Origin of the sequence: Brachyspira sp. SAP_772, assembly GCF_009755885.1 — a bacterium.
In the GTDB taxonomy this organism is placed as follows: domain Bacteria; phylum Spirochaetota; class Brachyspiria; order Brachyspirales; family Brachyspiraceae; genus Brachyspira.
Genome location: NZ_VYIX01000001.1, coordinates 236753 through 259224 on the forward strand (window position 1 = coordinate 236753; position 22472 = coordinate 259224).

Annotated in this window: 23 protein-coding genes; 17 read left to right on the forward strand and 6 right to left on the reverse strand. The window is 27.4% G+C overall.

From position 1 onward, the window contains the following. Positions 1 to 14 precede the first annotated feature (14 nt). From uxuA to GQX97_RS01010, 7 genes are all read left to right on the forward strand, one after another. Complete coding sequence (gene uxuA, locus GQX97_RS00980; RefSeq protein ID WP_157150102.1) at positions 15 to 1082, forward strand: mannonate dehydratase; 1068 nt, start codon at positions 15 to 17, stop codon at positions 1080 to 1082. Positions 1083 to 1156: 74 nt separating this feature from the next. Beyond that, complete coding sequence (gene uxaC, locus GQX97_RS00985; protein ID WP_157150103.1) at positions 1157 to 2563, forward strand: glucuronate isomerase; 1407 nt, start codon at positions 1157 to 1159, stop codon at positions 2561 to 2563. Positions 2564 to 2615: 52 nt separating this feature from the next. Continuing rightward, on the forward strand, positions 2616 to 3248 hold the full coding sequence (locus tag GQX97_RS00990; RefSeq protein WP_157150104.1) for a bifunctional 4-hydroxy-2-oxoglutarate aldolase/2-dehydro-3-deoxy-phosphogluconate aldolase: 633 nt from the start codon (positions 2616 to 2618) through the stop codon (positions 3246 to 3248). Positions 3249 to 3350: 102 nt separating this feature from the next. Beyond that, positions 3351 to 3836, forward strand: a complete 486-nt coding sequence (locus GQX97_RS00995; protein ID WP_157150105.1) for a hypothetical protein — start codon at positions 3351 to 3353, stop codon at positions 3834 to 3836. Continuing rightward, positions 3833 to 4618 (forward strand): nucleoside triphosphate pyrophosphohydrolase, encoded by a 786-nt coding sequence (gene mazG / locus GQX97_RS01000; RefSeq protein ID WP_157150106.1) that lies wholly within the window; start codon positions 3833 to 3835, stop codon positions 4616 to 4618. The genes GQX97_RS00995 and mazG overlap by 4 nt, the downstream gene beginning before the upstream one ends. 79 nt (positions 4619 to 4697) lie before the next feature. Then, a complete protein-coding gene (locus tag GQX97_RS01005) occupies positions 4698 to 5888 on the forward strand; it encodes an AI-2E family transporter (protein ID WP_157150107.1) in 1191 nt (396 codons plus the stop codon). Positions 5889 to 5906: 18 nt separating this feature from the next. Further along, entirely contained in the window at positions 5907 to 6887 is a 981-nt protein-coding gene (locus GQX97_RS01010; protein WP_157150108.1) for a glycosyltransferase family 9 protein, read from the forward strand. A gap of 363 nt (positions 6888 to 7250) precedes the next feature. Here the strand turns inward: GQX97_RS01010 and GQX97_RS01015 are convergent, their stop codons facing one another. Genes GQX97_RS01015 through GQX97_RS01030 form a run of 4 tightly spaced genes read right to left on the reverse strand, consistent with a single transcriptional unit; the run spans position 7251 to position 10975 of the window. Beyond that, positions 7251 to 8402, reverse strand: coding sequence for a CapA family protein (locus GQX97_RS01015; protein WP_157150109.1), 1152 nt, complete (start codon positions 8400 to 8402; stop codon positions 7251 to 7253). After that, positions 8403 to 9773, reverse strand: coding sequence for a hemolysin family protein (locus GQX97_RS01020; protein WP_157150110.1), 1371 nt, complete (start codon positions 9771 to 9773; stop codon positions 8403 to 8405). It abuts the gene before it with no gap. Positions 9774 to 9788: 15 nt separating this feature from the next. After that, positions 9789 to 10451 (reverse strand): peptidoglycan recognition family protein, encoded by a 663-nt coding sequence (locus tag GQX97_RS01025; protein WP_157150111.1) that lies wholly within the window; start codon positions 10449 to 10451, stop codon positions 9789 to 9791. Between the two features lie 23 nt (positions 10452 to 10474). Continuing rightward, positions 10475 to 10975: a chemotaxis protein CheX gene (locus tag GQX97_RS01030; protein WP_013243429.1), complete on the reverse strand. Its 501-nt coding sequence runs from the start codon at positions 10973 to 10975 to the stop codon at positions 10475 to 10477. 299 nt (positions 10976 to 11274) lie between these two features. Here GQX97_RS01030 and GQX97_RS01035 point away from each other — a divergent pair, with 299 nt between their 5' ends. Then, positions 11275 to 11679, forward strand: coding sequence for a hypothetical protein (locus tag GQX97_RS01035; protein WP_157150112.1), 405 nt, complete (start codon positions 11275 to 11277; stop codon positions 11677 to 11679). Between the two features lie 3 nt (positions 11680 to 11682). Here GQX97_RS01035 and GQX97_RS01040 read toward each other — a convergent pair whose 3' ends face one another. Together GQX97_RS01040 and GQX97_RS01045 are read right to left on the reverse strand one after the other, a co-directional pair. Next, positions 11683 to 12639 carry a WESB_1763 family membrane protein gene (locus tag GQX97_RS01040; RefSeq protein WP_157150113.1) on the reverse strand — a complete coding sequence of 319 codons (957 nt, stop codon included), beginning with the start codon at positions 12637 to 12639 and terminating at the stop codon, positions 11683 to 11685. 75 nt (positions 12640 to 12714) lie between these two features. Then, entirely contained in the window at positions 12715 to 13443 is a 729-nt protein-coding gene (locus GQX97_RS01045; protein WP_157150114.1) for a murein L,D-transpeptidase family protein, read from the reverse strand. Between the two features lie 203 nt (positions 13444 to 13646). Here GQX97_RS01045 and GQX97_RS01050 point away from each other — a divergent pair, with 203 nt between their 5' ends. From GQX97_RS01050 to GQX97_RS01090, 9 genes are read left to right on the forward strand one after another with little or no spacing between them, the layout of a single operon-like run. After that, entirely contained in the window at positions 13647 to 15572 is a 1926-nt protein-coding gene (locus tag GQX97_RS01050; protein WP_157150115.1) for a chemotaxis protein, read from the forward strand. A 9-nt stretch (positions 15573 to 15581) separates the two neighbouring features. Then, positions 15582 to 15830 carry an anti-anti-sigma factor gene (locus GQX97_RS01055; protein WP_157150116.1) on the forward strand — a complete coding sequence of 83 codons (249 nt, stop codon included), beginning with the start codon at positions 15582 to 15584 and terminating at the stop codon, positions 15828 to 15830. A 40-nt stretch (positions 15831 to 15870) separates the two neighbouring features. Next, positions 15871 to 16239: a response regulator gene (locus GQX97_RS01060; protein WP_157150117.1), complete on the forward strand. Its 369-nt coding sequence runs from the start codon at positions 15871 to 15873 to the stop codon at positions 16237 to 16239. A 45-nt stretch (positions 16240 to 16284) separates the two neighbouring features. Then, complete coding sequence (locus GQX97_RS01065) at positions 16285 to 18381, forward strand: chemotaxis protein CheA (RefSeq protein ID WP_157150118.1); 2097 nt, start codon at positions 16285 to 16287, stop codon at positions 18379 to 18381. A gap of 14 nt (positions 18382 to 18395) precedes the next feature. Beyond that, positions 18396 to 18929, forward strand: a complete 534-nt coding sequence (locus tag GQX97_RS01070) for a chemotaxis protein CheW (protein ID WP_157150119.1) — start codon at positions 18396 to 18398, stop codon at positions 18927 to 18929. A 10-nt stretch (positions 18930 to 18939) separates the two neighbouring features. Further along, a complete protein-coding gene (locus tag GQX97_RS01075; protein ID WP_157150120.1) occupies positions 18940 to 19785 on the forward strand; it encodes a protein-glutamate O-methyltransferase CheR in 846 nt (281 codons plus the stop codon). A gap of 16 nt (positions 19786 to 19801) precedes the next feature. Next, positions 19802 to 20395: a chemotaxis protein CheD gene (locus tag GQX97_RS01080; RefSeq protein WP_013243419.1), complete on the forward strand. Its 594-nt coding sequence runs from the start codon at positions 19802 to 19804 to the stop codon at positions 20393 to 20395. Positions 20396 to 20425: 30 nt separating this feature from the next. Next, positions 20426 to 21559: a chemotaxis response regulator protein-glutamate methylesterase gene (locus tag GQX97_RS01085; RefSeq protein ID WP_157150121.1), complete on the forward strand. Its 1134-nt coding sequence runs from the start codon at positions 20426 to 20428 to the stop codon at positions 21557 to 21559. Between the two features lies 1 nt (position 21560). Then, positions 21561 to 22355: a hypothetical protein gene (locus tag GQX97_RS01090; protein WP_157150879.1), complete on the forward strand. Its 795-nt coding sequence runs from the start codon at positions 21561 to 21563 to the stop codon at positions 22353 to 22355. The last annotated feature ends 117 nt before the right edge of the window (positions 22356 to 22472 follow it).

Below are 22472 nucleotides of genomic sequence, written 5' to 3' on the forward strand. Positions count from 1 at the left end.
GAGAATTATTAATTATGATAATGACTTTAAGATGGTTTGGAAAGAATTTTGATTCTGTAACTCTAAAACAAATTAGGCAAATACCCGGGGTGAAAGGAGTTATAACAACATTATATGATAGCAAAGTAGGAGAAGCTTGGAAAGATGAAGATATAAAAAATATAAAAAAAGAAGTGGAAGACTCAGGACTTAAAATATATGGTATAGAGAGTGTAAACATACATGACGATATAAAAATAGGACTTCCTAGCAGAAATAAATATATAGAAAATTATATAAAAACATTAGAAGTATTAGGCAAAAATGAAATTAATTTAGTATGCTACAATTTTATGCCTGTATTCGATTGGACTAGAAGTGATTTAGCAAAAGTAAGGCCTGATAGCTCTACAGTATTGTCTTATGACCAAGAGATAATAGATAAAATAGACCCACAAAAAATGTTTGAACAAATTGATTCTAATTCTAATGGTTTTGTACTTCCCGGTTGGGAGCCTGATAGATTAAGCAGATTAAAAGAACTTTTTGAAATGTATAAAGATGTTGATGATGAAAAGCTTTTTGAAAACTTAAAATATTTCTTAACAGCAATAATGCCTACATGTGAGAAATATAATATAAAAATGGCTATACACCCTGATGACCCTGCATGGCCTGTGTTTGGACTTCCTAGAATAATAATTAATAAAGAGAATATATTAAGAATGGTTAATAGTGTTAATAGCTATTGTAATGGAGTTACATTATGTGCTGGCTCTTTAGGGTCTAATCCTAAAAATGATATACCTGATATAATAAGAAGCTTAAAAGGAAAAATCTTCTTTGCACATGTGAGAAACTTAGAGCATATAGCACAGGGTAAATTCCAAGAAGCAGCTCACTTATCAAGCGATGGTTCAATGGATATGTTTGCTATAATGAAAGCATTTTATGATATAGGTTTTGAAGGACCATTTAGACCAGATCATGGAAGAGCTATTTGGGGTGAAGTGTCTATGCCCGGTTATGGACTTTATGATAGGGCATTGGGAGCTGTTTATTTGCAGGGGTTATGGGAAGCAATAGACAAAATGAGTAAATAATTTAATTGTATATTTTTTAAAATTATAATTTATTACATTTATTTTATAACTTTATAAACAAAAGAGGTAATATAATGAAAACTTTTATGGGTGAAGATTTTTTATTGTGTAGTGAAACAGCAAAAACGCTTTTTTATAATTATGCTAATAAATGTGCTATATTTGATTATCATTGTCATTTGAATCCAAAAGAAATTGCTGAAAACAAGAAATTTAAAAATTTAACAGAAATTTGGCTTTATGGTGATCATTATAAATGGAGAATGATGCGAGCTAATGGCGTAGAGGAAAAGTTTATAACAGGTGATGCTGATGATTATTATAAGTTTATGGCTTGGGTAAAAACAGTTCCTAATTTAATAGGAAATCCTCTTTATCATTGGAGTCATTTAGAGCTTCAGAGATATTTTAATATTTATGAAGTTATTAATGAAGATAATGCTGATACAATATGGAAAAAAGCAAATGAAAAATTAGATAATATGACTGTTAAAGATATTCTCAAAAAATTTAAAGTTCATACAATAGGTACAACTGATGACCCCATAGATAATTTAGAATATCATAAATTAATAAATGAAGGCAAATCAAAAATAGGAAATATTGATACAAAAGTTGTCCCTTCTTTTAGACCTGATAAGGCTATAAATATAGAAATGTCTGATTTTAGTGATTATGTAAAAAAACTAGAAGAGGCAAGTAAAATAAATATTATAGACATAAAATCATTAATTGAAGCTTTATATAATAGAGTAGATTATTTTAAGAGTTTAGGCTGTGTGTCTAGTGATTGTTCATTATATGTAATTCCTTTTAATTTTGATAATGAAAAAATAATAGATGATATTTTTAAAAAAGCTATGAATAAAGAAATACTGTCTAATGAAGAGATAGAAAAATACAAAACATACATGCTGCTAAAATTAATTAAAAAATATAGAGAATCAAACTTAGTTATGCAAATACATATTTCTGCTATGAGAAACAATAATGAAGTGATGTTCAAAAAAATAGGTGCTGATACAGGATTCGATTCTATAGGAGATTCTAATATTATAGAAAAATTATCATTATTATTAAAAACTGCTAACAATGAAGGAGGGCTTCCAAAAATTATTTTTTATAGTTTAAACAAAAAAGATTATTATCCTCTTTTAACTCTTATGGGATGTTTTCAAGGTGAAGGTATAAAAGGAAAAATGCAGCTTGGTTCTGCTTGGTGGTTTTTAGACAATAAAGATGCAATTGAGGAACAGATTAAAATTCTTGCTAATACTGCTTCATTGGGTTTATTTGTTGGAATGCTTACAGACTCAAGAAGTTTTTTATCATATTCAAGACATGAATATTTTAGGAGAATATTATGTAATATTATAGGCGAGTGGGCAGAAAATGGAGAAGTGCCTAATGATATTAAATATTTAGGGAACATTATAGAGAATATATGCTTTAATAATACTAATATTTACTTTAACAGTTAAGTATGGTAAATTAAATAGAATGCTAAATAAAAATAATTTTGATGGAATATATATGCTTAAAAAATATATACAAACTAAAATAATACCAGTAGTGATTGTAGAAAATGAAGAAGAGACAAGAAAGATAGCGGAACTTTGTTTGGAGTTTCTTCCTTCTATAGAATTAACTTTAAGAACAGAATACGGATATAAAGCATTAGAAATATTAGCTAAAGATTATCCAACTATTCAAAGGTCTGCTGCTACAGTTTTAAATATAGAACAAGTTAACAGAGTAGTTGATTTAGGCACAAATATAATAATAAGTCCCGGTTTTCAGCCTACGATGCTTGAATATGCTAAGAATAAAAATTATTATTACATACCCGGTGCTGCAACTCCTTCTGAGGTTGAACAATGTTTAGCTTATGGGTATAAATATATAAAGTTTTTTCATGCTGGTCTTTATGGAGGAATTAATTGGATAAAAAGTATAGCACCTGTTTATAAGCACACAGGAGTGAAATTTATGCCTTTGGGCGGTGTAAATATTGATAATGTAAAAGAATATCTTCAAAATGAATATGTATTTGCATGCGGAGGTACTTGGCTATGCCCAAGAAATCTAATAGAAGAGAAAAATTGGAAAGAAATAAAAAGAAGATTTGAAGAGGCTAATAAATTAATAAAAGAACTTAAAAATTAAATATTTATTTTGAAGTTTAATAACTTGGAAATATTAAACTAATATTCAATATTGACATTATTATATTAACTTAATATAATAACTTTTATTAAGGAATGTTTTATGGAATTAATTTTATATATAATAATAGGTATAATTTGGCTTATAGTGAGTCTAATACAAAAGGCAGCAAAAGGCGGTTCAAAAAAAGTTAGTAGACCAAAAACTATTAATAAAAAAGTTAACACTAACAATAGAAAATCTTATAATAATAATGATGATGAGATATATAGAAATCTTAGAAAAAGCATAAGTGAATTAAAAAATATAAATGAAAATAATGATGACTTTTATGATGATGAATATGAACCTGATAATGAAATATTAGAAGAGCAAAATAGATATGCTTCTAGAATAAGAGAATTAGAATCTCAAAAATCTAAAATTACAGAAGAAAGTCCAATATTTAATGTATCAAATCAAAATAGAAGACATGTTAATCATATGCTTACTTCTTTGGATATAAAAAATGCTATTATATATAATGCTATACTAGAGCCTAAGAGAATAAACTATTATAGAAAAATAAAGAGAGAAACAAATAAATGAAATCTTTTGAAGAGTTGATATCTATAGTTAAAAAGCTTCGTGGAGAGAATGGATGTGCTTGGGATAGGGTTCAGACGTTTGATAGTTTGATACCTTGTTTTTTGGAAGAGGCTTATGAGGTAGTTGAGGCTATTAACAATAAAGATTATGAGAATATAAAAGAAGAGCTTGGAGATATTTTGCTTCATGTTGTATTTTTTTCTGAGCTTGCTAATGATGAAAATAAATTTAATATAGATGATGTTTGTAATAACATTAATGAAAAACTTGTACGAAGACATCCACATGTATTTGGAGAGAGCCAAGTAAAAGATGTTAATGGCATATTAAAACAGTGGGAAGAGATAAAAAAAGAAGAGAAGAAAAACGATAATAGAAGCATACTAGACAGCATACCAAAATCTTTGCCTATAATGGAAAAATCATACAAGTTAATGAAAAAAGCTGCTAGTGTTGGGTTTGAATATGAGCATATAGATGATTCTTTAGATAAGATAGAAGAAGAGCTTATAGAAGTTAAAGAGGCATATAACGAAAAAGATAAAGAGCATTTAGAAGAAGAGATAGGCGATTTAATAATGACTGTTTTGGATTTTGCTCGTATGAATAAAATTAATCCTGTTAATTCACTATTAAGAGTAAATGAAAAGTTTAGAAGAAGATTTCAATATATAGAAGATATGGCAAAAAAAATGAATAGAAGCTTAGAGAGTATGAGCTTGGAAGAGATGGATAATCTTTGGAATGAATGTAAGGCTATAGAAAAAAATAATAATCAATAAAAAATATTTATTTACTTCTTTGACAATATTAAATAATATAATATAATACACTAGTATTTAAAATATATTAGGAATATAGATGAACAAATATAATATAGGTCAAATATTTTTTATCACTTTTATCTTTTTATCAATATTTATAATGTATCAGCTTTTAAGACCATTTGGTATGGTGATATTTTTTGCTTTGGTTTTTTATGTTGTTTTATCACCGTTATTTAAAAAGGCTATAGGCAAAAGCTATGGTAAAGAAGATAAGATATCTATGATTAAAAGGCACACTTTGGCCTTATTATTTTCTTTAACATCTTTAATTATATTTTTAGTGCCAACTAGTTTGTTATTATATACTATAATAGTTCAGCTTATAGATATATCAAATATTAGTATAAAATATTTTATGAACTTAGATTTTAATTCTATTTTAAATAATGATAGATTAAGAGAATTATTATCATTGCTTCCCGTAGAAATATCTGCTACAGAGATATTAAGAAGAATACAAGATAGTTTATTATCAAATTTAACTTCGGTAAGTTCTTATTTAACGCAAAATGTTGCAGGCATATTAAAAGGAACTGGTAAGTTTGTAAGTTCATTTATATTTATGATGTTTTCTTTATTTTTCTTTTTTGTAGATGGGGAGTATCTTAAAGAACAAGTAAGTTCATTAATACCAATAGAGAAAAAATATTTAGACAGATTATTTAAACAGGCTTCTGAGGGTATAAGAGGAATAATATTTGGAAATTTATTTACTGGTATATTTCAAGGTATTTGTGCTTTTATAGTTTATTCTATATTTGGCGTTTCTAATTCTTTAACTTTTGCACTTCTTACAATTATAGCTTCATTTATGCCTATTATTGGTACTACCATTATTTGGATACCTCTTGGAGTACTTTTTATAATTAATGGGGAAATTTTAAGAGCCATAATATTTTTAGTAGTCTCTTGGTTCTTTATCACTATACCAGACAACTTTGTTCGTCCTTTGCTTTTAGGAAATAGAATAGAGCTTCACCCATTATTTATATTCTTTGCTATATTGGGCGGTGTTTTATTTTTCGGACTTTCTGGAATTATACTTGGTCCTTTAACTTTTATATTATTCTTTGAAATTATGAGAATGTATAATGAAGAGAAATTGTTTTCTGATAAAGAAGAGAGAAAAAGAGCTGTAAATAATTTTGTTAATACTAGGATAAGAAGAATTAATAGCATTAAAAGACATCGTGTACATAATAGAAAAAATAGAAACAATATTTAAAGGTTTAATTTTTTATCAATGAAAATATTAATAATAGGAATGAACTATATTGGAGATACTATATTTATTACTCCAATTATAAGGGCTATAAAAAAACATTATGCTGATAGTTGCACTATTGATGTAATAAATGGAAGTAGGGGAATTGATATATTAAAAGAAAATCCGTATATAGATAATATCATTATTAGAGATGAAAATAATTTAGAGTTTATAAAAAAAGAAAATTATGATATAGGTTTTGCTGTAAACACATCATTTGTTTCGGCATCTATTTTAAAAAAAGCTAATATACCAGTGAGAGTTGGTGTTAATAGTGAATGCAGAGGATTTTTGCTTACACATAAAACTCCTTGGAAAAAACACAGTAGACATATTGTTGATACTATACTTTCAATTTTAAAACCTTTAAATATAAAAGATGATGGTTTTCATACAGAATTATTTTTAAGCAAAGAAGAAGAGGCATTCGGTTATAACAAAATGAAAGATTATAAAAATGCCTTAGTTGTTCATGGCGGAGCTACACGCATAAGTAAAAGATATACTCATTTTGCAGAGTTAATTAAAGAGTTTAAAAAAGACTTTAATGATGTGCCAATAGTTATTATAGGCTCTAAAGATGATATCGCTTTTGCCAACACTATGAAAGAAAACATTAACGATATAATAGATTTTACTGATAAACTTACAATAAGAGAGCTTATATCTGTAATAAAATATTCATATTCTTTAATTGGAGGCGATAGTGCACCATTGCATATTGCAAATGCACTTGGAATATATTCTATAGGCATATTTGGAGATACACTTCCTTTAATATACGGAGTTCGAGGAGATAAATCTTTTAATATAGAAGCGAGAGAAAAATATTGTAATAAGATAAAAAGCTTTCATTGCGAGTATATAAGAAGAGGCTGTAAGACTATAGATTGTTTAAATAAGTTAGATTATAGAGATATTTTGCCATATTTAGTATCTATTTATAAAAAATTATAAAAAGTAATTTTCACTATATACATAAACAACTATATTTTATCATATAATTTTTTTATTCAACTTTTTCCCGCCGCAAAAAGTTGCAAAAAGTGCAAGTACTTGAGATTTGTAGGTTTACAATATGTATTAGATAAAATATATAATAATATCTATATTTAAGCTAAAAATGCAGTTCTTTTGCTTCTTTTATACCAATACCGAAGGCACTTCCTACGGTCGTAAAAGAAGTGGGGGTACGGGGGCTAGTCCCCGTAAATAATGAAAACATCAAATTTAAAATTGATAAGTTAAAAAAAATTTTTAGTATATTTTTAACATACAAAGTTAAAACATTTATTAATACTTTTCAAACATCTCTAAAAATCAATTTTTAGCCATTCTATTATTTGCTGTTTTTTTATCTAATACAAAAATATCTTTCACATTTTCGTTTGTAAGCGGTGAGTAAAAATTATTTATTAATTGATAGCCTGATTTTATAGCATTAGTGTCATAAGCACTATAAACATAATTGCTTGATAGTGTAGGCATATTAATACTAGGGTTTTCTTTTATTGGCTTCATTACAAACTCAAAGCCATTATCTCTAAAAAATGCATAATATGTTGGAACATAAGAAAAACTGATTTCTCTGTTTTCATCAATTTCTAATGAAAGAATAGTTCCTACATCTAAATACGGATATCTTCCCTTATGATTAGCAATAAAATTACCTAAAGAATATATTATTATACCACTGTTGTTAGTGCCGTTATATACTTCTGCTGGTCTTGGTACATGCGGATGATGACCTATTATAATATCTACTCCATTTTCTATTAAAGCTCTTGCTGTTTCTATAGTGGTATCTTCTGGAGCGATTGTATATTCATATCCAAAATGCAAAGATATTATTTTTATTTCATTGTTTGTTGCTAAAGACATATCACTTTTTACTTTTGCTATCAAATCATCTTTTTTTGGGTAGAAGTTCATAAAATAGAAATAACCGTCTTTATTTGTTTTGTGGCTTAAGGCATTATCAAGCATGGTGTATGCTGATATAAATATTGGTATGCCGTTTATATTTGTTATTATAGGGGATATATCTGATGAGTTTGTTGAGCCTCCTAATGTGAGTATGTTGTTTTGATGAAGTATAGATACAGTTTCTGCCTCTGCTTTAGCTCCTTGGTCATAAGCATGATTATTTGCTATAGAGAAAGTATTAAAATAATTAAAGAAATATTCTAAATACTCTTTAGAGCCGTTAAACTCTGGATAAGGCATAGGAGGTTTATTGGTATTTACCACAAACTCCAAATTGGCAAATACAATATCACCTTGAAAATAATCTTTTAAATCTATTAGTATATCATTACCTTCAAAAGCTTCTACAACTTTTGGATGAGTCATAATGTCGCCTGTAAAAACTAACTTTGCCTTTTTTATAGGTTCATTATTTTGTTTGTTTTCTTTTGATTCGCATGAAAAAAGAAACATCAATATAAATAATATACTAATAAATTTTTTCATTTATTCTTCTTCCTTATCTGTATTAACTTCAGTATTGTTTATATTATTTACATCGGATATTCTAATGCTATTTATAGGAGTAAATTCCATCTCTATTATTCTTCTGTCTTCAACTTTCATTATCCTTACCCTATAATCATTCAATATAAGCCTCTCATTTACATCAGGTATATGGTCTAATTTATCTAATACATATCCCGCTATAGTTTGATACTCTTCATGTTCTATATTTAAGTTCAATACTTCATTAACATCTTCAATTGATGCTGTTCCATTTACTATGATTCTTTTTCCTTTTAACTTTATTAAATCTTTCTCTTTTTTATCGCTCTCATCTTCAATATCACCCATAATCTCTTCAACAATGTCTTCCATAGTAACAAGTCCAGAAGTGCCGCCGTATTCATCTATTGTAATAGCCATCTGCAATTTTCTTTTTTGCATATCTGTAAATAAACTGCTTATAGTTTTTGTTTCAGGTACAAAATACGGAAGCATAATATAATCTATTGCTTTCTTTTTCATTTTGCTTGCTTTGCCGTTATTTTTGATATAATCTTTAAATAAAGCCCTTGTGTGAAATATTCCTATAATGTGGTCAATAGTCTCTTCATAAACAGGAAATCTTGAAAGACCAGTATCCACCGTTAAACGCATAATTTCATCAATATCAGTATCAGCTTCTATGCATACCATGTCTACACGAGGCGTCATTATCTCTTCTGCTGTTTTGTTTCTAAAATCCATTACACCAGTAAGCAAATCATGTGTATATCCTTTTATAATTCCAGCTTTATGCCCTAAATTAATTATTGTTGTGATGTCGTCTATACTTGATAATGCACTCTTTTTTTCTTTGTTTCTTAATTTCTTTGGTACAAAATAATTCATTATAAATGTTGTTATTTTATCCATTAAAAAAGTAATTGGTTTAAAAATAAAATGACAAAGCTTCATAAAGTATAGCAAATATGGTATAGCTTTTTCAGCATTTACTCTCATAAGTACTTTTGGAAGTATTTCTCCAAATATAATAATAAGTATTGTGATTGTAGCTGTAGAAATTGTTACCATCATATTTTCAGAAATATTTGGTAGGGCAAGGGCTATTTTTATAGCAAATACAGTTATTATTGAGCTTGCTGTAATATTAACTATATTGTTTCCTACAAGAAGGGTAGGTATCATAGAATTATTTTTACCCCAATACTTTGTATCATCTTCTTTAATTTTCTTTTCTCTCACAAGACGCATTAATGTTACTTCATCTATGCTTGTGTATGCCGTTTCACTTCCAGAAAAAAGCCCTGATAGCATTATTAGTATTAATATGCTAAAAATTTCAAATAAATAAATAAATATAACTTCCATAATCGTAATAAAAAATTAATGTATCCTTTGTTTTATTTCTTGCATAAAATCATATCCGGGGTCAGTTTTTATAGTGAATCTGTATGTGGGGTCTATTTCTCTAAAAAGATGATAATGAGCTGCGTTGGTGTCTCTATATTCATAATGCCCTATGACATATTTTATGCTTTTATAATGATTTTTTAAATATTTAATTAGTTTAATATTTGAATTAAGCTGCTCTTTTGTAAGCTGACCAGCAAAACCTATATTTTCTATACCTATTGCTGTGTAATTTAACCCTATAGTGTGCCTTGCCATATATTCTAAAGGAGTACTTGCATATATTGTACCGTTTGTATCAATTAAAAAATGCGTACCAACATTAACATCTCCTCCAGAATCTATATCCGCTCTTCCTATAAGAAAATCATTTTGAAAAACATTAAGAGCTATTTGTAAATTTTTTGTTTCGGTAGAGTGTACAACTATTATTTGAGGGTTCACCAAACTATAATTTGGATAACCATAATGTTTTTGGCTATATTCTGACATTAAACTTAATTTTAATGTACTTGGATATATTTTATATATATTGTGTATTTCTATAGTATTATTTTCTTTATTAGATATAATCTTTTTACTGCTACTACATGATATTATAGTTATAAAAAAGAATAATATAACAATATTTTTCATACAGCAATTATATAATAAAATATTTAAGCGTCCATAGCTATATTAACGCTAACAAAACCAATATTAGATTGAAAAGGTATTATGATAGTTTGTAAGTTTTTTGGGATAATTTGAATTTCTTTTCCATAGTATAGTATAGGAGGAGTAATATCGCAGCTTATACCTTCTTCAGATAATTTAGTGATAGCAAGTCCGCTTATAGTATTACCCATTTCATTTATAACGCTTCTCATCATATCTTCAAACTCATCTTCAGAGTCATAATCACTGCGTTTTTTATCGGTGAGGCTTTCTGTGAGAAGTTGAGAAAAATTTTCAGGGAATTCATACAAAACTTGCCCATTAACATCTCCAACTATTCCTATAGCAACACCATAACCTGAAAATAATTTACGTCCTTGTCCTTTTACCAAAGTTCCTTTTTCCATAGGAATACCAGCCATTTCTTTAAATATAGAAACCAGAGATACTATGAAAGGATTTATAAATCTAACATCCATGAATTTTATAGGAGTAGTAGCCATATAATTTTCCTCTTAAAACATCAAATATTAATTACAATAGTTTTAGTATAGCATATATATATCTTTATTTCAATAGTTTTTTGATTACTAAAACTTCTTATACATATAACTATAATATACTAAAAATTTTTATAATTTCATAAAAGTAGTTTTTTATTTCAATATTAGATTTAAATATTTGAACTAATTTTATAAATATATAATTATTGATTTTTGCTTTTATTTTGTTATAATGCTTTTAAAGAATAGTCAAAATAAAGTCAAAAAAATCAAAGTATAAACTATAAGGAAGAATATTGGTGAAAAAATTTATTATTTCAATTATTTTTATTAGTTTAATTATCTCTTGCAAAAGTGTTAATAATAATACTATTGATACTGCTGCAACAAATTATAAAGAAATAGAAAGTAAAATCACATTAAAAGATAGGTCTGGATTATATAAATCTAAAAGCCCGTATTTTGTTTTAAATATTGACTTAAAAAATAGCGGTTATGCTTATGTAACTTTGAAAGGCTGGATGGTTTATAATGGTATGATTAAAGTTGGGGAGCCTAACTCTGAAGATAAAATATTTAAATTACAAGTAGATAATATTACATATATAATATTAGAGTTTAATAATAATAATTTAGATAATGCTAAAGCTTCAATATTCTTAAAAGATGTTTTACAGCAGGCATTGAATCTAAATAAGGCATAATTGTTATTCGGTTTCATTATTATTAATTAAATTAGCAAGCTCCATTATTGAAAACATTGATATTAATCTTAAAGAAAAGTTATTCATATCAAGTCCAGCCATAATAAGCAAACTAAAAGCTATAAGTTCTGGATAATACTTTTTTAAAAACAATGATGCCGTAAAAGAGCTAAACATAGCTATTAAAAATAAAATTATTATAATCATGTATATATATATAGGAAGGTATATTCCTATATTTAGAGCATTGTATAAAGAAATTGTAAAAAATAAAAAACTTTCTCTAAATAAAAATGTTGCTGATGATATAACAATAAGCATTAATAATGCAGAAGACTTATTTATGTTTTTTATTATTATTTCATTCATAAACACAACTATATACGCTGTCATCAACATTATAAAAGATATTGAAGACACTTTAGATAAATATATGGATAAATAAGAAGAGAAATAATGTAAAAAATCAAAATCTAATAATTTATTGATTGATATTATTATATAGTTTAGATTAGATGATACTAAAGTTAATAATATAAAAATATATACTCCTCTCGTTATTTCATATATATCTTTTTTTATTATGATTGGAACTAATATATATATAGTAAGTACTAGAGTAGAAATAAAAAATAGTAATTCTATGATGTTATATGTATTTATATGAGTTATATATAGTTTTAATGTGCCTGTAATGAGGAATACTAATCCAATTATGGAATATGAAATTTGAGAATCAAACATGCAATTATAAAATTTATAGAAAAGCAGTAAAAAAAAAGTTATTAAAATAGCATAATTAAGTATAAAAGAAAGTAAGTAAAATACAGATTCATTATCAATAATAAAAACTCTAAAAAATATAAAATTTAACAATACGGCAATAACAAAATAATTAGCCCAAATACGGTATGTATTTATAAAAGATACATTATTTATTTTTTTTGATAAGTATATCATTTGTTTATTTTTCCAGTATCATTAAATATTTTTTACTATTAATGATATTCTATTATATAAGATTTATATTGTTTTTCAATATTGATAATTTCCATTTTCATCTATTTTGTATATTATTTCTTTTTTACTATTTATAAATACATCATATCCTACTTTTATATTTTTCCAAAAGTTTATTAATTGTTGTGATTCTCTTCTATTTTTGATGTTTTCTTCTGTCATTTTGAATGGGAATATATACACAGGTATTTTTGATTGCCCATTATCTTTAGAGTATGCTGCATACAAATAGATTTCTTTTATTTTATCATCTTTCATAGGTATGCATCCTATAGTAACATCAGAGCCATGTATAAATATATCTCCTCCTAATTTGTTTCTTTTTCCTTTTATCTGGTCAGATTTGTTAGGGTAATTAATGCCTAAAGATAAATAATAACTGCTTGCTGGGTTAAACCTATCTATATAATAAAAACCTTCTGGAACTTGCAAATCTCCTTCCATTCTTTTTGGGCCCAATACACCAGATTTTGATGCTATATTATACTGAACTATTTTTTTGTAGGTTTTATCGGTATTATTTTTTGCATATATTTCTAATATAGATTCTTCCTTATATGCTGCAATTATTATATTTAATTTATTTAGAGATATATTATTGTTTTGTAGATTTTGTTTGATTATTAACTCTTTATCTTCTATTGCTTTTCTTACTCTTGGGTATCTTTTTTGTTCGTTTAAAAAGTCTGCTGAAAATAGCATTGTATTTAATATAAATAATGATGTTATTATATATTTTAGCATTTTTTATCCTTTTTCTATTCTATAGAGAGTTAATTATAATTTTTTATTGTCGGTAAAAAACTTCTTTTTAATTATTAAAATATTAAAAGATTAAAATATTAAAGTCGATATAAATAGACAGTATGTAATTTAATAATTTACTTGCAAAAAGCGATAATAAATGTTATATTTTTAATGTATTTTAAAATAAGGATATTATATAAGTGTCGGATAGCACTACAGTTTATGGTAATGTTAATGAGAATATTCTTGATTATTCTGCAATTTTAGAAGCTACTGTGAAAGATATACAAAATTTCTTAACAGAATTCGGAAGAGTTTATAGCTTTATAGGAGAGAAGTTTCCATTAATAGAACAAGAAATGAAAAATGAAAATGAGAAGTCTATTTCTCTCTTAAGCTATTTTACAGAAAAAGATAGTGAAAAAAATTTTTCAAGCGACTTCCAAGAAAATCAAGAAGATTTTTTTAAATCTTTTGATAGAATGCAAACATTAATTAATCAAGATGATGTTTTATCAAATTCCATTATTGAAGACGTTAATATTATTAGTAATGTAATGGAATCCATAGAAGAGATAAGAAAATTAGCAGATCAGATAAAGGTTTATTCTCTTAATGCTATAATCATAGCTTCGAAGTATGGTTCTGGCGGTAAGGCATTTGGAGAGATATCGAAAAACATCATAAAAATGTCAGAAACTTCCAACGAACAAGCCGACCAAATGAATAGAATAGGGCAGGAATTATTTGTACAGTTTGATAAGTTTAAAGATGAAATATTAAAAACTAATGAGATGCAAAGAAGAAGCTTCAATATAATGAGAGAGCAGCTAGATAGAGAGCATAACAATATGGTTAATTCTTTTGCTACTTTTTCTAATATGATTTCTGATATAATATCAAGAGTAGATAATAGCTATGATTATATATTTGAAGTGATGATGATACTTCCGCAAGAAGACATAATTAGGCAGCAAACAGAGCATATAATAGACTCTATAAAACTTGTTGTAGAAGAGAATAGAAAGTTTATAGATACTTATGGAAAAGAGGTAATTGCTATAAATAACGCTGCTGAGTTAGAAAATAATGAATCTTTAGAGCATAAATTATTAGATTTGCTTACTTTTGATGATGTAGTTTTAAGTTTGATAATAGAGAATTTTAAGTCTATACATAAAGAGATTTTAGATAATAATGCTCGTATAAATGATAGTTTAAGGGGGCTTAAAGAAAGCTTACTTGATATATCGTCAGACAGAAACACAATAGTTGAATATATGATAGGGGCACAATCAGGTAAATCAGAGTTTCCTTTTAGTGTATCAGACTCTATATTTAATGAATATTTAGGTTTTATTAAGCTATATTTGGACAATTTTAAATTATTTTTGAGTAATAAACATAGAATATCTGATAATAATGCGGGTATAATAGATTCTATAGAAGAGCTAGAGAATATGTTTTTAGAGACAAAAAATATTGCTAAGGCATTTAACTCTATTAACTTTTTAGCTAAAATAGAATTAGAGAAAAATAGTGATATATTTAGTGATTCTCAAACATTTTCTATGGTTAGTGTAGAATCTATAGCTACAAATATCACAGATACAGTAGATGTTTGTTTGGAGAAATTTGAAAATATAAAAACTACAATATTTAGTGCTATAAATAAGTTTAAATTTAATATTAGTCAGCAGTCTGTAGAAAATTTATATATAGAATCTATAATGGATAATATTTATAAACGTTTGGAAGAGTCTAAAGGTATTATAGAAGATAATATTAAAGGACTAGACACGCATGCTAAAGAATTGTTTAATTTAATAGAAAAAACATTAATAGATTTAAGTTCTTTAACTACTCTCTTAACAAAGATTAATGAGATAATGGAAGTATTTAATAAGATGCGTGATATTATAAGAAATAAGAAAAATGAATATTACAAAACTTTAAATATAGAGAGTTGGAAGATAGAAAGTGATAAATATATGGAAATAGTAAATTATTATACTATAAAGAAAGAGAGAACTATAGCGAACAGTATTTTATCTGGAGATGAGACATTAAATGTCGATATTAATATAGAAGAAGGTTCGGATAGTGGAGATTTTACATTATTTTAGGAGGTATTTATGGCTGTTATAGAAATAGACGAAAATCTTAATATAAGAACTATGAGTAAGTATTTTAAGAATGTTATAAAGGCAGCTAATTATAATGAAGATACAACAATAAAATTCCCAGAGGATAGTCATTTAGACTTAGCTGGCTTACAAATACTTTATTCTATAAAAAAAGAACTTGATAAAAATCAAAAAAAACTTATAGTAGAAGGGTTAGATAATTCTTTTATAGAATATTTAAATATGGTAAACAAATAATTAATATATAAATTTAATGAAAAAATAAGAGGTTAAATGTATGGCTAAAACAATACTAATAGTAGACGATTCAAATACTGCTAGAGCATCTGTTGAGTATACTTTGAAAAAGGGAAGTTATGATGTAATTTCTGCTGATGATGGTACTACTGGCTTAGAAGCTGTAAATAAGGCTTCAAACATTGATATGATAATTACAGATTTGAATATGCCTAAGATGGATGGTATAGAGTTTATTAAGAATGTTAGAAAATTTGATAAGTATAAATATACTCCTATACTTATGCTTACAACAGAATCTCAAGATGATAAGAAGATGGAAGGTAAGGCAGCAGGAGCTAGCGGTTGGTTAGTAAAACCTTTCAACCCTACACAGCTTTTAGATGTTGTTAAACGTTTTTTAAATTAATGTTTAATGTTTGTGTAGTAGTATGTAATAAATCAGAGGTTATATATGTTTGATAGTGATGAATTTATTTCGATATTTTTGAGTGAGGCTAATGAGATAGTTGAAGGACTAGAAAACGATTTAGTTTTACTCGAAGATAATAAAAGTGATGAAGACCTTTTAAATAAAATATTTAGAAGTGCCCATACTTTAAAATCTTCTGCTGGTACAGTTGGTTTTACTACAATGAGTGAGTTAAACCACGTGGCAGAAAACTTATTGGAGAAGGTAAGAAGCGGCAAATTGGATGTTACTCCGCAAATGATTACTGTTCTATTAGAGTTTTTGGACACTGTAAAACTTATGCTTAAAAACATAGTAGATGGTGTTGGTGAAGCAGATGGCGTTACAAATATAGAAAGCCTAAAAGCAAAAATAAAAGCTATAGCAGAAGGAAATGATATAAGCACTGTATCTGTAGAAAAAAAGGAAGAGGCTCCTAAAGCAGAGGAAAAACCTAAAGAAGAAACTAAATCATCTTCTTCAAATAATATGTTTCATATTGAAATGATATTTAAGCCTAGCATTTTTGATAATGGTATAGACCCTCTTATGTTTTTAAATGACCTTAAGGCTATAGGTACTATTAGCAATTTAAAAATAGATATTAGCAATTTACCTGCTATATCAGATTTAGAAGATCCTTATGCTTGTTACACTCAATTTTCATTAGATGTTGAAACTTCTTCTACAATAGAGCAAGTTCAAAATATATTCTTATTTGTTATAGATGATAATGATATTAATATTACTGAGAAGGTAGAAGAGGAAGCTAAACCTGTTGAAGAAAAGGCAGAAGAAAAAGTTGAAGAGAAAGCCGAAGAAAAGCATGAAGAAGAGAAGAAAGAAGAAGTTCATGATGATAAGGCTAAAGAAAATAAACCAGCTGCTAAACCTACAGGAACTAAGGTACAGGCTCCTTCTACTGTAAGGGTTGATATAAGAAAATTAGACAGCTTAATGAACTTGATTGGAGAGCTTGTTATAGCGCAGTCAAGAATAATGCAGCTAACACAAAACTTAGATATAGATAATGGCTTAAAAGAGGCAGTTAGTTCTATGGACAGAACCTCAAGACAAATACAAGAAGAGGTTATGAATATAAGAATGATGCCTATAGGCCCTATATTCACACAATTCCATAGATATGTAAGAGACCTTAACTTAGAATTAAACAAAGAAGTAAAATTGGTTCTTAAAGGTGAAACTACAGAGATAGATAAAAATATGTTAGAGCAATTATCCGACCCGCTTAAACATATTATTAGAAACTCTATGGACCATGGTATAGAAAAAACTAAAGAAGAGAGAATTGCAAGAGGAAAGCCTGAATATGGCACTATTACAATGTCTGCAGCTCACCAAGAAGGGCATGTTGTTATAGAGGTGTCTGATGACGGTAATGGCTTAAATAAAGAAAAAATATTTAATAAGGCTGTAGAGAAAGGCTTATTATCAAAAGACGGCAATTACTCTGATGCTGAAATATATAGAACAATATTTAGCCCGGGTTTATCAACTGCAGAAAAAGTTACTGACATATCCGGAAGGGGTGTTGGTATGGACGTTGTTAGGGCGAATGTTGAAAAGATGAAAGGAAAGATTGAGATAAAGAGTGCTGAAGGAGTTGGAAGCACATTTATTATTAAACTTCCTTTAACTTTGGCTATTATAGAAGGTATTACTTTTGCTATAGGTGAGCAGATTTATGTAATGCCATTAATATCTATCATAGAGCAGATAAAAATTAAAAGCGATCAAGTTAAACCTTTTGAGGGTAAAGGTGAGATGATAAAAATCAGAGATGAATATTTACCTCTCATAAGACTTCACAAGGTATTTGAGATAGATACTCAAGTTAATGAGATAGATGATGGTATTGTTGTAGTTGTTGAGGCAGGATATAGAAAATGTGCTATATTTGTAGATGAGTTACTTGATCAGCAGCAGGTTGTTATTAAGTCTTTGGATTCTGCTTTCAGCAAGCATGCAGGAATTGCAGGCGGTACTATACTTGGAGATGGTAGAATAGCTCTCATTATAGATATACAGGGGCTTGTTAATATATCTTTACAGAATAAAGTTAATAATGGCGTTAAATAATAAAGGATTTTAATATGTTGGATAATCAAAAAATTAATGCTAGTGAAATAGCACAGATTGGCGGTGTGGGTATAGGTGCTGAAGAGAACGCTTCCACAGAGCCAAGTCAGCAATTTCTTGTTTTTAAGATAGATAACGAAGAATATGCTCTTGATGTGTTAAGTATAGAGGGTATAGTTGGTGTTACTACTATTACTCCTGTACCGGGAAGTCCTAAATATATGAGAGGGCTCATTAATTTGAGGGGTAATATTTTACATATAGTTGATATAAGAATGCGTTTTGGTCTTGAAAGAAGAGATGACCGTTCTATAGAAAATGATGTTATTATAGTAATATCTACTTCTAACAGAAGATTTGGCATACTTGCTGATATGGTTTCTGATGTTATTACTGTTTATGAAAGCCAGATGACTGCTACTCCTATTGCTAATGTTAGCGGTTTACAGATATCTAATGTTATTAGACTTGAAAATAAGATTATTATGGTTCTTCCTATAGAGGATATAGTAAAATCTAATGACGATATGAATAAGACCATAGTTTGAGGTTTTTTATATGAGTGAATTGAATCTTGCACCTTTAACAGACGGCGAGTTTAATGAATTAGTGAGAATTATTTATGATAAAACTCGTATACAAATGTCTGAACATAAAAGAGCTTTAGTTACTTCTAGGATAAGTAAGAGAATTAGAGCTTTAAATATGTCTTCTTTTAAAGAATATATAGACTATTTGAAAGGTGCTCCAGATGAAGAAGTTACCAATTTTATTAATGCTGTTACTACAAATAAAACGGACTTCTTTAGAGAAAATAAGCATTTTGAATATATGAAAACTACCTTGCTTCCAAATTGGGAAAAAAACTACAAGGAAGGAAAGGTTAATAATTTAAGAATATGGTCTGCTGCTTGTTCTACTGGTGAAGAGCCTTATACCATTGCTATGACACTTCATGATTATTTTGGAGAGAGATTTAATCATTATGATATAAAGATTTTAGCAAGCGATATAGATACTAATGTATTAGCACATGCTTATGCTGGTATATATAAAGAAGAAACAGTAGAAACTATTCAAACTAGTACTTTAAAAAAATATTTTCTTAAAGGTACTGGAAATAATGCTGGTCTTTACAAAGTAAAAAATATTTTGCAAAAATGTATATCATTCAGACAGCTTAATTTTAAAGATGAAGATTTTGATATACATACTAAGTTTGATTTGATATTTTGCAGAAATGTAATTATTTATTTTGATAAAGAGTTTCAAAAAGAATTATTTAATAAATTTTATAGATATATGAAAGATGATAGTTATGTATTTATAGGGCACTCTGAAACATTATTTGGTATTTCAGATTTATTTAAATATATTTCTAGCAATATCTATAAAAAGATTTAATTGCGGGGTTTGATATATGTTAGATTTTCCATCAGCTGCCAACAGCAATTTTAAAAGAATCACTATATATATAGGCGGTTATTATGCCTCTAGACAGCCTGCGGTAATAAAAACAGTTTTGGGAAGTTGTATATCGGTTTGTTTGTTTGAGAATAATTTGAAGTTCGGTGGGATGAATCACTTTATGCTCCCAGAGATGAAGGAATGGGAGAATCCGGAAGATGATTATAATTATACTAGATATGGTCTTTATGCTATGGAGGTATTAATAAACGAGATAATTAAACTTGGGGGTAAAAAGGCTAATCTTACTGCTAAGATATTTGGGGGTGGGCACGTTTTAACTGGTATGACTAGTAATGTGCTTCAGGTGCCAGATAAAAATATTAGATTCGCTAGAAAATTTTTAGCAGATGAAAATATTCCTATTATTAGTGAGGACGTTGGAGGTTCTTGGCCTAGAAAAGTATTTTTTTTCAATACAGAAAATAGAGTGCTTATGAAAAAAATTGAAGGTAAAACTAAAGAGTTCTCTGCCGAACAAGAAATTAAGTATTCTAAAAACTTACAGCAAAAAATTGAAGAGAAATCTGATATTACATTATTTTAATATAAGGAAAACATTAAAGGAAAAAATTATATGGCTAATAAAATTAAAGTTTTATCAATTGATGATAGTGCATTAATAAGACAACTTCTTACAAAAATTGTTAATTCTGACCCTGATTTGGAGATGGTTGGCACTGCTGCTAATCCAATACTTGCAGAGGCTAAATTAAAAACTATAAAACCTGATATTATTACTTTAGATATAGAAATGCCTGAGATGGACGGTATTACTTATCTTAAAAAACTTATGATTAATAATCCTATTCCTGTAATAATGTTTAGTTCTTTGCTTGATAAACATAGAGAGTTAGCATTGGATGCTTTAAATATTGGGGCTTTTGATTATGTTATAAAACCTTCTGCTAATGTAAGAGATGGAGTTGAAGAGTTAGCTACTGATTTAGTTGAAAAAATAAAAAATGCTTACAACAACAGATCTAAGTTTTATAAAAAGCATGGTGTTGCTATGCCTACAGAAACAACTAGCAATGTTGCTCCTAGCAGAGTTGCTGTAGAAGCTCCTAAAACTTCTGGATTTAAGGTTTATCCAAAAAATAGTGCTGATATTATACTTCCGCTTGTACCTTCTAGAGAAGTTGCTATGGATAAAATAATACTTATAGGCTCTTCTACTGGCGGTACTGAGGCTTTGATAGAATGTTTAAAAAATGTTACTCCTTCTGCTCCTCCTATTGTTATTGCTCAGCACATGCCTGAACATTTCACTACTTCATTTGCTAGAAGATTAAACACAGTATTAAAAATAGAAGTTTTTGAGTCTGAAGATGGTATGAGCATAGGACGCGGTCAGGCTGTACTTGCAAGAGGCGGAAAGCATACTATGATAAAAGTTAAAAATGGAAAGTATTATATTGAGGTTGTAGACGGTGAGCCTGTTACTAGACATAAGCCTTCTGTAGATGTACTTTTTAGAAGCGGTGCTGTATATGCTAAGAATAAGGCTATAGGTATCATACTTACTGGAATGGGTGATGATGGTGCTAATGGAATGAAAGAAATGAAAGATGCTGGTGCTTATAATATTGCTCAAAATGAAGAGACTTGTACTGTTTTTGGTATGCCAAGAGAAGCTATTGCTAGAGGTGGGGTAGATGAAATACTTCCTCTTGATAGAATATTAGCTGCTGCTCTTAAAAAAGCATAAAATTATGAATGATATATATGATTATATAAATAAATTAGTTGGAAATACCACTATTTATCCAAGATATAAAATTGATAAAGCTTTAGATTTTGTAGCTAACATTATAAATAACAATAACATATCTATAATTGCTACGGGTGCTAAAAGAAATAATACCAATGTTAGCTATATGGAGTATCTTAATTTATTTTTAATTGATGATAATAAAAATAATTCCAAAGATACTAGAGGTTTTAAAAAAGATATTTCAAAGATATTAGAGAAAGAAAATATAGAATATAATGATATATTAGATTATCTTGTTATTGATTATGATAAAGAAAAGATTATATTAAGACCTAGTTTCAAAATTGAAGAAGAGAACAATAAGATTGAAGCGGCTTTAATTACTTCTTCTGACGGAGAGAATAATATATATTATCCTAAACTAGACAATAAGAATTTTGATAAAAAAGAGCATGAATGCAAAGATAATTTTATCAATTTAATTAAAATATTTAAATACATATTTCAAAGTTTCAATGGTGAGATAAAAGAATTAAATGAATTTAATTATGAAATTATTGAAGCTTTAGTATGGAATGTTCCTGATGAATATTTTAATTTTAAAGATTATAATGATGGTTTATTAAAATCTATAAATTATTTATATGACAAAATTGCTTCTGAAGATTATATTGAACTTTCTGAGATTAATGACATTAAAGTTTTATTTTCAACTAAAAATAATATTAACAGAAAAAATGTATTAATAGCATTATATAAACTAAGAAAATACATAGAAGAGAATATGTAATAGTTTTTTTAATATTACTTGTTTTGTAAAAAAGAATATTTATATTTATAAGTTTTTGTTTTATTTAGCTCTTCCTATTGATATATAGTTATTTTCCAAATTTGAAATGTAATTTTC